The 11,051-nt window shown below is 55.4% G+C and carries 10 protein-coding genes; 3 read left to right on the forward strand and 7 right to left on the reverse strand.

Annotated features, from left to right (window positions below; translation table 11 throughout):
• The first annotated feature begins 149 nt into the window (after window positions 1–149).
• Window positions 150–2,162, forward strand: a complete 2,013-nt coding sequence (tkt, locus tag VAE55_RS10755; protein WP_322815783.1) for a transketolase — start codon at window positions 150–152, stop codon at window positions 2,160–2,162.
• 110 nt (window positions 2,163–2,272) lie between these two features.
• Here the strand turns inward: tkt and VAE55_RS10760 are convergent, their stop codons facing one another.
• Window positions 2,273–4,108, reverse strand: coding sequence for an ABC1 kinase family protein (locus tag VAE55_RS10760; protein WP_322815784.1), 1,836 nt, complete (start codon window positions 4,106–4,108; stop codon window positions 2,273–2,275).
• A 151-nt stretch (window positions 4,109–4,259) separates the two neighbouring features.
• Here VAE55_RS10760 and VAE55_RS10765 point away from each other — a divergent pair, with 151 nt between their 5' ends.
• Window positions 4,260–4,583, forward strand: coding sequence for a hypothetical protein (locus VAE55_RS10765; protein WP_322815785.1), 324 nt, complete (start codon window positions 4,260–4,262; stop codon window positions 4,581–4,583).
• A gap of 540 nt (window positions 4,584–5,123) precedes the next feature.
• Here VAE55_RS10765 and VAE55_RS10770 read toward each other — a convergent pair.
• From VAE55_RS10770 to VAE55_RS10790, 5 genes are all read right to left on the reverse strand, one after another.
• Window positions 5,124–5,888 carry a hypothetical protein gene (locus tag VAE55_RS10770; protein WP_322815786.1) on the reverse strand — a complete coding sequence of 255 codons (765 nt, stop codon included), beginning with the start codon at window positions 5,886–5,888 and terminating at the stop codon, window positions 5,124–5,126.
• A gap of 22 nt (window positions 5,889–5,910) precedes the next feature.
• Window positions 5,911–6,663 carry an Rcas_1661 family thioredoxin-like (seleno)lipoprotein gene (locus VAE55_RS10775; protein ID WP_322815787.1) on the reverse strand — a complete coding sequence of 251 codons (753 nt, stop codon included), beginning with the start codon at window positions 6,661–6,663 and terminating at the stop codon, window positions 5,911–5,913.
• A gap of 88 nt (window positions 6,664–6,751) precedes the next feature.
• Window positions 6,752–7,003, reverse strand: coding sequence for a mycoredoxin (locus tag VAE55_RS10780; protein ID WP_322815788.1), 252 nt, complete (start codon window positions 7,001–7,003; stop codon window positions 6,752–6,754).
• A 136-nt stretch (window positions 7,004–7,139) separates the two neighbouring features.
• Window positions 7,140–7,688: a YceI family protein gene (locus VAE55_RS10785; protein WP_322815789.1), complete on the reverse strand. Its 549-nt coding sequence runs from the start codon at window positions 7,686–7,688 to the stop codon at window positions 7,140–7,142.
• Window positions 7,689–7,827: 139 nt separating this feature from the next.
• Window positions 7,828–8,259: an OsmC family protein gene (locus VAE55_RS10790; RefSeq protein WP_322815790.1), complete on the reverse strand. Its 432-nt coding sequence runs from the start codon at window positions 8,257–8,259 to the stop codon at window positions 7,828–7,830.
• A 132-nt stretch (window positions 8,260–8,391) separates the two neighbouring features.
• Here VAE55_RS10790 and VAE55_RS10795 point away from each other — a divergent pair, with 132 nt between their 5' ends.
• Window positions 8,392–9,567, forward strand: coding sequence for a lycopene cyclase family protein (locus tag VAE55_RS10795; RefSeq protein ID WP_322815791.1), 1,176 nt, complete (start codon window positions 8,392–8,394; stop codon window positions 9,565–9,567).
• Window positions 9,568–9,836: 269 nt separating this feature from the next.
• Here the strand turns inward: VAE55_RS10795 and VAE55_RS10800 are convergent, their stop codons facing one another.
• On the reverse strand, window positions 9,837–10,484 hold the full coding sequence (locus VAE55_RS10800; RefSeq protein ID WP_322815792.1) for a CBS and ACT domain-containing protein: 648 nt from the start codon (window positions 10,482–10,484) through the stop codon (window positions 9,837–9,839).
• Window positions 10,485–11,051: the final 567 nt, after the last annotated feature.

The raw sequence follows: 11,051 nt of genomic DNA on the forward strand, positions 1-11,051 counted from the left end.
GAGTCCACGATTATAATGTGTAATTCAATCGTCGTCGATCACGGCCTGCGAACAGTGAATAATGCATACAGTGGTATGATGGAGAGCAGTGGGGAATAACCGAACAGCGTTGAGGCTGGCGATGTTCGCATTAGAGGAGATTGTTGTGCATGAATAACCCGATGACCACCACGATTGACCAGTTATGTGCCAATGCGATTCGAGCACTGGCGATTGATGCCGTTCAGCAAGCTAACAGTGGCCATCCCGGCATGCCACTTGGGATGGCCGACGCTGCATACGTGCTTTGGACGCGCTTTCTGAAGCATAATCCGAGCGATCCACACTGGCCAAACCGGGATCGTTTCGTCCTATCAGCCGGTCACGGTTCGATGTTACTCTACGCCCTACTCCACCTTACCGGTTACAATGTGGCGCTGGATGACCTGAAACAATTTCGGCAATGGGGGAGTCGCACACCCGGTCATCCTGAGTATCACGAAACGCCGGGGGTTGAGATGACGACCGGCCCGCTCGGTCAGGGGATTGCAACGGCAGTCGGGATGGCAATTGCCGAGCGCTGGCTAGCGACCAAATTTAACCGGGTAGGGTTTCCGGTCGTTGATCACTATACTTATGTCATCGCCAGCGATGGTGATCTGATGGAAGGCATCTCCCACGAGGCGGCCAGTCTGGCCGGCCATTTACAGCTGGGGAAACTAATTGTCTTGTACGATAGCAACGATATTTCGCTGGTGGGACCAACCCGCCTGGCCTGGAGCGAACAGGTTGCCGATCGGTTTACCGCTTATGGCTGGCAGGTGTTGTACGCCGATGGTCACAATATGGCGTCGGTGGCACTGGCCCTGGCTGAAGCGATTGCTGATGGTGAACGGCCTTCCCTCATCATCACCCGCACGGTGATAGGGTATGCCAGTCCACGGGCCGGCAGTCACAAGGCTCACGGCGAGCCGCTTGGCGTCGAAGGCGTGAAATTGACCAAAGAGGCGTTAGGCTGGCCGCAGGAACCGGCTTTCTACGTACCTGACGAAGTCTATGAACATATGCACATGGCGGTTGAAGTTGGTGAGACCCGCCAGCGTGAATGGGAGGCGATGTTCCGACGGTATCGCGCGTCGTATCCCGATCTGGCTGCGCAGTGGGATCTGATGCAGCAGGGCGGTTTACCAACAGGCTGGGAACAGGCGATACCGACCTTTGTCCCTGATCCGAAAGCTAAAGGTACCCGTGTCGCGTCGGGAGCCGTGTTGCAGGCACTCGCTCCGATTATCCCCGGTCTGCTGGGAGGTTCAGCCGATCTGCACACCTCGGACTTTACCTATCTGGAAGGATTGGGTTCGATCAACGGTGAGGATTTCAGTGCGCGCAACCTGCATTTCGGCGTGCGTGAGCACGCGATGGGTGCCATTCTCAACGGTATGGCGCTGCACGGCGGGATTATTCCCTACGGCGGTACCTTCCTCGTGTTCAGCGACTACATGCGCCCGGCCATCCGGCTGGCGGCCTTGATGCGGTTACGAGTGATTTACGTCTTTACGCACGACAGTATCGGCGTTGGCGAAGATGGGCCGACCCACCAGCCGGTAGAGCATCTGCTGGCACTGCGGGCCATTCCCAACCTGCTGGTTGTGCGACCGGGCGATGCCAATGAGGTGGCAATGGCCTGGCGTTTGGCACTGCAACGGAGCGATGGCCCAACCGCGATCATCCTCTCCCGGCAGAACGTGCCGACACTTGACCGGACGCAGCTTGGTGCCGCCGATGGTACCCTGCGCGGTGGCTATGTGCTGCGTGATGCGGACGCGGCTCAGGCGTTGATCATTGCGACCGGTTCGGAAGTAGCGCTGGCCCTGGCAGCCGCCGATCATCTGGCCGGGGAAGGCATTGCCACCCGCGTTGTCAGTATGCCTTGTCGCGAACTGTTTGATCAACAAGATGCTGTCTACCGTGATCGGGTGCTGCCACCGCAGATCAGAGCGCGGGTAGCCGTAGAGGCGGGGCGCTCAATCGGCTGGGAGCGCTACGTTGGCTGTGCAGGCGCGATTATCGGGGTGGATCGCTTCGGTGCCTCAGCGCCATTCCAGCGCATCTACACCGAATTCGGTCTGACCGTCGAACGGATTGTGTCAGCGGTGAAAGATCAGCTTGGGCGGCATGGCTAGCGTTGGCTATGATCGGCTACTAAGCAGCTCAAGGGTAGTGACATGAAGGCAACCGGATGTCGTTGCCTTCATGTTGCCGCTGGAATTGAGCCTATATCTGCCGGAGAACACTACCAGCGCTCGTTACGCGGCCAGAGCGCCCACACAATGGCCGCTGCTGCGGCCCACCAGGCCCGGTTGGCTTCGCGCTCCAGACCACGAGTGCGGAGCTGCACACCACCGAGGAATAACCCGGTTGCGAGCATTCCCCCCATCAAGCGGTCGGTGGCCCGCTCAACCCGTTTCATACTGCGTTCAAGTCGACTCAGATCGGAACGGGTCTGCAATTCGCCCCGATTTGCCGCCCGGTAGTAAGCATCCATCTGCCGTGGCAACCCGATCAGTATCTGACCAAGTTCAGTTAGCTCTTGCTGCAACTTCTCGACCCAATTGCCATTGCGTTGTTCTTGAGCCAGCATCGCGCGTGCGAACGGTCGTAACTCCTGAAACAGATTAATGTCAGGGTAAATCTCAGTAGCAAGACCGGCAACCATGCTCAACGCTCGCCCCAAATAGAGTAGGTCTTGGGGAATCTGAAACGGCAAATCGTAGATCAGATCCTTCGTCTCGGCCATAATTGCCTCGACATCGAGGTTGGTCAGCTCGCGCACGGTACGATTGAACGAATAACGCAGCATCGTCTCGATAGCCGCTTTGATCGCCCGCCGATCAGCACCGGGCAGGATCATATTGAGTTGTTCGAGAGCGTTCAGAATCCGGTCGGCATCGTTGGTTGCCAGACCCAACACGCCCTGCCGCATAATCTCCATCGTTTGCGGTGGCAGATGACCAACCATGCCGAAATCGACAAAGATGAGCGTGAAGGGTGTGCCGGCCGACACTTCATCCGGAGGCCTGTCAATCGGCAGCCCGGCCTCAACCGCATTCATAGTGTGATGACCGTTGCGGCTAACCGGCATTACCGGTGATGATGGCTGAACGGGCGCTAAATCACTTTCTATCCGCACGAAGAGATTGCCGGGATGCGGATCGGCGTGGAAGAAGCCGTCGATGAAAAACTGTTTCAGGTAGCAATTGTTCAACCGGGCAGCCAGCTCAAGCCGACTGACACCCAACTGATCAAGCGTGTGCAGGTCGGTAATCTTAATCCCGCTGATCCGCTCCATCACCAACACACGCCGGGTTGTTAACTCGAAGATCGGTTCGGGAATGTAAATCCCCGAATGGTTAACGAAGTTTTTGCGGAACGTCGCTGCCGAATGTGCCTCTTGCACATAGTCCAATTCCTGCACGAGCACACGGGCAAATTCGGCCAGCAATGCCTCCAGGTCGGCGCGCCGACGAATGGGCGGATAGTTTTTGATCAGACGCACGACCCAGGTCACTGCGCTCAGATCGACCTCGATAATCTTATCGATCCAGGGGCGTTGCACCTTTACCGCCACCTCACGGCCATCGTGCAAAACGGCATAGTGCACCTGCCCCAGCGATGCAGCCGCGACACAATCGGTCTCAAAGCTGCGAAAGATCGCGCTGGGTGGCGCACCGAGTTCCTCTAAAATCACCTCCAGCACGTGGCCAGCAGGTGCGGGTGGCACTTCATCCTGGAGACCGGTCAACTCGCGGCGCACGACATCGGGAATAATATCGGCCCGCGATGAGAGGAATTGACCGAGCTTGATTTGCATGCCCCCTAGCTCAACCGCCATCATACGGAAGCGACGAGCAATAGACACCCAGCGCCGCAGCATCGTGCGCTGAACATACCAGCGGAAGAGAGCAAAGCGGGCGAGAAAAATATCCCAGATGTAGATGTGAATGACAACGCCGAGAAAAAACGACGAGACCCGTAAGAAGCGCTCGCGCGGACGAAAGCGCGGTGGTTCGGTTGGCCGTGGCACGGCGTTGGTGGTATCAGTTGCTTGGATAGAGATTGGTTCACGCATAGTATCCTGCCAGTATTCCTATTACTGATTATACCAGAGGCGAAACTCAATCTCACGACCGATCCGCAAAGAATTGATCGGCGACTACCATAACAACGGGTGCGTAATGACGTTTGGATCCGACTTAGACAGGTACGGTATCGCTGATACTATGACGATAGATAGTCTTCGCTTGTTAACTGATAGTGCTGCCAGTTTATGGCGACGTCTCAGTCAATTTGGTTCACCCGATCTGCTTGGTCGCCGAACCCCATTTGACGAATGGCTGGCGACCGTCAAACCCGGCCTCACATCCGCCGACGAACAGGCCATCCGCCGCGATTATCGCCGCCTCACGCTTCTTCTCACCGAACTCGAAATCCTTACCCGCTCGCGTGAACAGGCACTGGCACTAATTTTGGAGACCGTCCAGCAATCTCTTCCTGCCGAACAGGCCGGAGAGAAGTCGGCAACAACTGAGAGCGACGTGACCTGAGTCGATGTCTTTATATCAAGTCTTGACCGGTACCGTGTGTCATTCAGGTTGTCAGAACCACGCACGCAGTAATGAGTCGCTGGTGGTGCGAAACAGTCACACGGAAATGGTTCGCGGGCAGTTTCAAGTGCGACACCAGTGTAATGGAGGTGAGCGGGTGAGGGTGGGGCCAAGCAGTACATTGCGAAACGCCCCCACTCTCACCCACCCCCGCTGGGGGTGGGAACTGACAGTACAGGATGGGTCCCGCTTCACGCACCGGTTCAAGGTGGCAACACCATGCGAGATGCAAGCATAGCAGGTTGTTGCCGGTGATGAGCGCACCGGAGGCGTGCGCTCCCAGTGTGCGCTCCCAGCGCGTGCGCCCCACGAGGTAGCGTTGCAGTGCACGACATGAGGGTGACGCTCGATAGCGGACTACGACGTTTATTGAACCAGATTTGATCTTTCTGTGATCAAAGAATGTCCAGCCTTGCTGCTGCAAGCAAGGCTGGACGTTGGTATAACCGGGGCAGATGGCTGTCAGATGGCGCCTGACAATTACGGTACTGGCGATGTAGTAACTCGAATCGGGCCAAAGGTCGCTGTCGGTGTCGGTGGTGGTGGCGTGATACACATATACTCGGCCACAATGAGTTCACGTTCGCGTTCGTGGACAATGATCTCGTGTTCACCGGTTCGCTCGGTACCGATCCGCAACACGATACGGAATGCGCCTGTTCGATCACTCGCTCCGCCCCCGACCGGTCGCTCATCGAAGAGTACCAGCAATGCGGTTTGCGGGCGAGCGGTACCCGTCAATTCAATCAGATCACCCGGTGCGCAACGTAGCATCTCCTGACTCAGTGGAGTGGCGGTAAAGGTAGCCGTTGGCAAAACTGTGGGTGGGGTCTGGGTAGGAAGCGCCGGTACGGTTGGTGCTGCGGTTATACCGGTTGGCGTAGAGGTGGCAGTAGACGTGGCGCCGGTAGTCGGTGTGGTCGCTGCGGTTGTCGCGGTAAAGGTTGAGGTCGGGGTCGCCGTCGCAGCTTGCTGGTTTGATTGGCCTTGAGCTGTTCTTGTGAGTAACGATCCAACGGTTGCAGTGCGTTTCTGCGCAACTGCTGTTTGGGTTTGACTACACTCGTTTGGCCCTACATATGTACAATCAACTGGCGGTTCATAACACCCCGGATACAGCGGTTGTTCGTCACAGCTCGGTTGAGCCAGCGACATGCCCGGTGGTGTGGATAGCGCCAACCAGACTGTGAAAACCAGCCAGATCACTACAATGCTTAGTGGCCAGAAGTAGCGTGACCGTGCCATGAACGTCCTCTGCCTGCAAGAGTTAGCGTTGTCCGACCCGCTCGATCACCCGGGCAAAGGTCTCGAAGCGCTGTGAGCCGACGATTACTTCAGTACCGATCCGAAATACCGGACGAGCATAGACCCCTTCCTCAATTGCAGCGGCATAATCGGCCTGCACCTGTGCCTGATAGGTATGTGCGTCAAGACAGGTGGTAAAGGCTTCTCTCGGAATGCCAAGACCAGCAGCCAGATCAATCACCGTCTCGCGGGTGTTGAAGTAGAGTTGATTATACCGCGCATAAATCTCACGGCGCAACTCCCAAAAATATCCGAAGTCGGACGCACACTCGCTTGCTTCGGCCAGCATCTGTGAACGTTCCCCCAATTGCAGTAAGTGCCGATATACAAGCCGCATCTGACCGGTAGCCACAAATGCTTCAATCAGGCGTGGCTCAACATCGAGGGTGTGGATAGCGCACGAGGTGCAGAGAAAATCTGAATAGATAACCATCGTTACTGGCGCATCCGGTCTACCGAGGTAGTGATACCCCTCTGGGGTACGACCACGCGGCAGATCGGGAAAATAGCCAGCCACGACCGGCGTGCTATCAGCTGTGGTTGGGGTTGATGTTGGGGCACGGATAGGCACCGGCTCCGAAGACGCCGTCGGCGACATGGGCGTCGGAGCGCTACAGGCTGTTAGTAAGACTACGAATGATAAAACGAGATGACGTACCATTAAACAGTAACTTCCACTTATGATTTGTGTTAACCATCGTGAGTACTCTACCATACGTTACAACAATAAAGCAAAAAAATGAGATGTACGTGAGAAAGGACGACCGGTTGGTCGCCCTTTCTCACGATGGTTTGCCAATGAACTATCCCAACTGGTTCAGTTTCGCCTGTAAGAGATGGTTTGACGGCTCAACCAGAATTGAACCATCGGGAAAAACAATGGTTGGCACACTCTGATTACCGTTATTTACCTTGATCACGAATTCAGCCGCCGCCGGATCGCGTTCAATATTGATATAGGTGTACGGTACGCCGTGCTGATCGAGCACGCGCTGGGCACGACGGCAATCAGGGCACCAGTTTGTACCGTAGACAACAATGGATTGTGCGGTCATACACTCCTCTCGTTGCAACAACGATGAAGCAGCACAATGCTGCTTCATCGTTAAGTATATCAGTTTTTCTAACCTTAGAGGATGCCCGCTCGATGACAACATGGGTAACTGTCAGGCAGCCTCTGGCAAAGTCAGGTTATGCTGCAACCGATTCCTCTTGTGGTACCTGCTTGACAATCTCGATCTCAATCTCAATTGTCACTTCCTCACCGACCAGTACCCCACCGGTCTCCAGCGCCACATTCCAGGTCAAGCCCCAGTCTTTGCGATTGATCTTCGTGGTAGCGCTGAAACCGGCGCTAATCGTTCCCCAGGGCGACTTGGACTGACCATTGTACTCTACGTCGAGCGTCACTTCACGGGTGACACCACGAATGGTCAGATCTCCGATAATGCGACCGTGACTCTCGTCAATCACCTCAACCCGCTTGCTGACAAAGGTCAGCGTCGGGTAGTTGGCGACATCGAGAAAATCAGGCGACATCAAATGCCCGTCACGCCGTTCGTCACGAGTATCGATGCTGCTGGCATCAATCGTGACCTGAACCTTCGAGTTAGTCGGGTTCTGCTCATCGAAATCAACCGTGCCGTCGAAACGGGTAAAACGGCCACGGACTTTGGAGATCATCATGTGGCGAACGGAAAAGGTGATCATCGAATGGGAAGCGTCGATTACCCACGTCATAGAGACATACTCCTGTCAAACTACAATGCTTTACGCCATGCAGCATAACCTGCCGGCGTAGACAACAGCGTGAACAGAAGCGTGAACGTTTCATCGGTTCATCGCGCTTCCCCAGTGTATGCCCCAAAACGACGATGGTCTAATCGAGTGCCGGCACAATCTCGTACCGGTACTGAATGTCAACGGTTGCGCCTAGCATCCGCCAGACCGGGCAGTAACGCTCGCGAGACAGCTCAATCGCCCGTTCGAGGGCAGCCGGATCAACCTCACCGGAACAGCGATACACCAGTTCAATGTTCGTGTATGGTTTGGGGTACTCATCACCCCGCACACCCTGCGCTTTGACCTCAAGACCGGTAACCGGCTGCCGCTTCTTGCGCAGAATGCTAATCACATCCATTGCCGAACAGCCAGCCAGCGCCATCAACACCGTCTCCATCGGTGAAGGCCCCGCCAGATCGGTATTACTTTCATAGGGACTGTCGAGTTCGATGGCCCGCCCTGAATCAGCTACAGCGGTAAAGTGGAGACCTTCACGCAGGCGAACACTGGCATGAATTACTGTACCCATACAAATCCTCTTGCTATTCACAACGGCATGGACGGTCAGTCAATAAGACTATTGACTTTACCATGTTTAGTATAGCACTCCGGGTTATAATGCAAAAAGAGCAGGCCAAATGGCCGTGGGAGAAGACAGCCTATGGACTACGACTATATCATTGTCGGCGCAGGGGCCGCCGGTCTCAGCCTGGCCTTCCATCTTGGTCAGAGTGCCTTAGCCGATCAAACAATCCTCATCATCGATCCAAATCATATTCGTCAAAATGACCGTACATGGTGCTTCTGGGAAGTGGGCGATAGCCCATTTGAAGCCGTTGTCTCACGTCGCTGGGAGCATCTCTGGCTCTACGACAAACACTGGTCGGCGCGCATGGCAATTGCGCCGTACCGCTATAAGTTGATTCAGGGCATCGATTTTTATCAGTTTGTCGATCACTGGCTGGCACAGCGCCCAAATATTACTCGCCTTCAGGGCAGTGTGGATCGGCTGGTTGAGCTACCGGAGGGTGTGGCTGCTGTCGTTGGTAGCAGGCAATATACGGCGCGTTATGCCTTTAATAGCGTGTATCGGCCGGTGCCAACCCCACCCGGATACCACACCTGGCTGCAACACTTCAAGGGCTGGGTCATCAAGACACCACAACCGGTATTTGATGCTGAAGCGGCAACTTTTATGGACTTTCGCATTCCTCAGGCCGGTGATGTCCGTTTTGGCTATGTCTTACCATTCGACACCCATACGGCGCTGGTGGAATACACGATCTTCTCGCCGCAACTGGTCAGTCAGACCGAGTATGAAATCGGGTTACAGCGCTATATTGCCGAACAACTGGGGATCGACCGCTACGAGATCACCCATGTGGAGTATGGTGTTATTCCAATGAGCGACGTACCACTGCCGCTTCGCCCCAGTCCCCATGTGCTCAATATTGGTACGGCAGGAGGGATGAGCAAACCTTCCACAGGTTACACCTTCCAGCGTATTCAACGCCAGACACGGCAAATCGTAGCCAGTCTGACGAAAGAGGGGCATCCCTTCTACCGGCAGCCTTTGTTCAATCGCCATGCTCTCATGGACAGCATCCTGTTAAACGTGCTCGATGCGGGTCGTACACCTGGTCATCGCTTCTTTGCCAATCTCTTTCGCCACAACCCGATCCAACGTGTCCTCCGTTTCCTCGACGAAGAGACCACGATTGCCGAAGACATTGCTCTGATGTCTACTGTGAAAATGATGCCGTTTGCCATTGCCACCCTGGCCGTGTTCTGGGGGCGTATGAGCAGCTTGGGGCGCCGCGAGTGGGAGATGGGGTGATGATCTCAAGGGCGCACGAGACAGATGTCTCTGATCGAGAAAGTCTGTCGTATTACCTATTTGGGATAGCACTCCCTCCGCAAGCGACGCAATTCTTCCTCTTCCCCCGTGCTTGCAGGCAGGAAGAAAACGGGTGCGCAGCGCATTACACTGCGCACCCGTGATGAACGTGTATGCTCTGTCGCTAGAGCTGGGACCTCTTACTCACCTTCCTAGGGCAACACAGACGACGGTAAAACGCTCTAAAATCCGGTTCGCTCCGTCAGGACTTACGGATGACTCTCACGCACATCAATCACTTTGGCTACCACCGGTGTAATCACCTCACGCACCTGATCGACCGTCATCCCGCTGACCTTGAACGTTACCTCGGACATTGTGGCAGTTTCACCGGCGAAGGTGCCGAGCGCGATGATATTGCCACCACTATTCGCAATTGCCGCGGTCAATTTGGCGAGTCCCCCCGGTTCATCCAACATCGACACGGTAGCCCGGACGCCGGGGTTGCGCGCTCCCATCAACTCAAGAAAGATTTTGAACAGGTCAGTCTCGGTAATAATCCCAACCAGCTCGTTCCCTTTCATCACCGGCAACCCACCGATCCGGCGGTCGGCCATAATCCGGGCAGCCTCCTCGATTGGGGTGTCAACGGTCACCGTATAGACATCGCGTGTCATCACCCGCTCGACGGTCAGCTTACTGAGCAGATAATTCAATTCCCACACACTCAATGTGGTGGCCGGCGACGGTGAAGCGTTGATTAGGTCTTTCAGCGAGACGATACCAACCAGACGGCCATGCGAAACGACCGGTGCCCGCCGGATGTGTTCGGTACGCATGAGATGCATGGCATCGTGAATCGATGTTTCTGGAGTCACAGTAATCGGGGGATGCGACATTCGCTCGCCAACAAACATACAGGCACCTCCCTGCTGCCTCATCGTGAACAGCGACTTCGCTGTTCTCTATGCTCAACTATACCATGCCCCTGACAAAAAGGGGTAAACGGCTCATAACTTTTACGTACATATTTCATATCGGATGATACGACGTTGACAGGCATGGAAGACGGTTTCACGCTGGAAGTTAGAAAGGACTTATTTCATAAGAGCTGTACGGTTGTACTCCCAGACGATTGCACAGGCGTATGAACGCTTACCAATCGCCAACGTCAGTTTTCCAGGTTGCCGGTATGGCAGCGAGGAGGACTGCCGACTATCTGCCGTGCCATCACGTGCTGGATTGGTTGCCTTACCCGTGCGTCATGTGCGTGTCGCAGGGTTTGGAGTGCGGCAGCCATGCTGCCGCGCCATCCGTGCTTCGTGCCCGGCGTGCGGCACGCAGTTGAACTGGCTGGCTATGGGGATGCTGTCTGTGCGCGTTATCATAGGGTCTGTCTGTAATGGATAATACCAAATCGTCATGACATTATCGCAACATCGTCCTATCCTGTAGGACGGGATCCGGGCTGATGCGGAGGATAG

This window comes from Chloroflexus sp., assembly GCF_034432675.1.
Taxonomy (GTDB): domain Bacteria; phylum Chloroflexota; class Chloroflexia; order Chloroflexales; family Chloroflexaceae; genus Chloroflexus.

Bases quoted from the DNA above. Each gene is read 5' to 3' on its own strand.
- VAE55_RS10760 (WP_322815784.1), bottom strand. From the start codon at position 4,108: ATGCGTGAACCAATCTCTATCCAAGCAACTGATACCACCAACGCCGTG.
- VAE55_RS10780 (WP_322815788.1), bottom strand. From the start codon at position 7,003: ATGACCGCACAATCCATTGTTGTCTACGGTACAAACTGGTGCCCTGAT.
- VAE55_RS10795 (WP_322815791.1), top strand. From the start codon at position 8,392: ATGGACTACGACTATATCATTGTCGGCGCAGGGGCCGCCGGTCTCAGC.
- VAE55_RS10775 (WP_322815787.1), bottom strand. From the start codon at position 6,663: ATGGTAGAGTACTCACGATGGTTAACACAAATCATAAGTGGAAGTTAC.
- VAE55_RS10800 (WP_322815792.1), bottom strand. From the start codon at position 10,484: ATGTTTGTTGGCGAGCGAATGTCGCATCCCCCGATTACTGTGACTCCA.
- tkt (WP_322815783.1), top strand. From the start codon at position 150: ATGAATAACCCGATGACCACCACGATTGACCAGTTATGTGCCAATGCG.
- VAE55_RS10765 (WP_322815785.1), top strand. From the start codon at position 4,260: ATGACGATAGATAGTCTTCGCTTGTTAACTGATAGTGCTGCCAGTTTA.
- VAE55_RS10785 (WP_322815789.1), bottom strand. From the start codon at position 7,688: ATGACGTGGGTAATCGACGCTTCCCATTCGATGATCACCTTTTCCGTT.
- VAE55_RS10790 (WP_322815790.1), bottom strand. From the start codon at position 8,259: ATGGGTACAGTAATTCATGCCAGTGTTCGCCTGCGTGAAGGTCTCCAC.
- VAE55_RS10770 (WP_322815786.1), bottom strand. From the start codon at position 5,888: ATGGCACGGTCACGCTACTTCTGGCCACTAAGCATTGTAGTGATCTGG.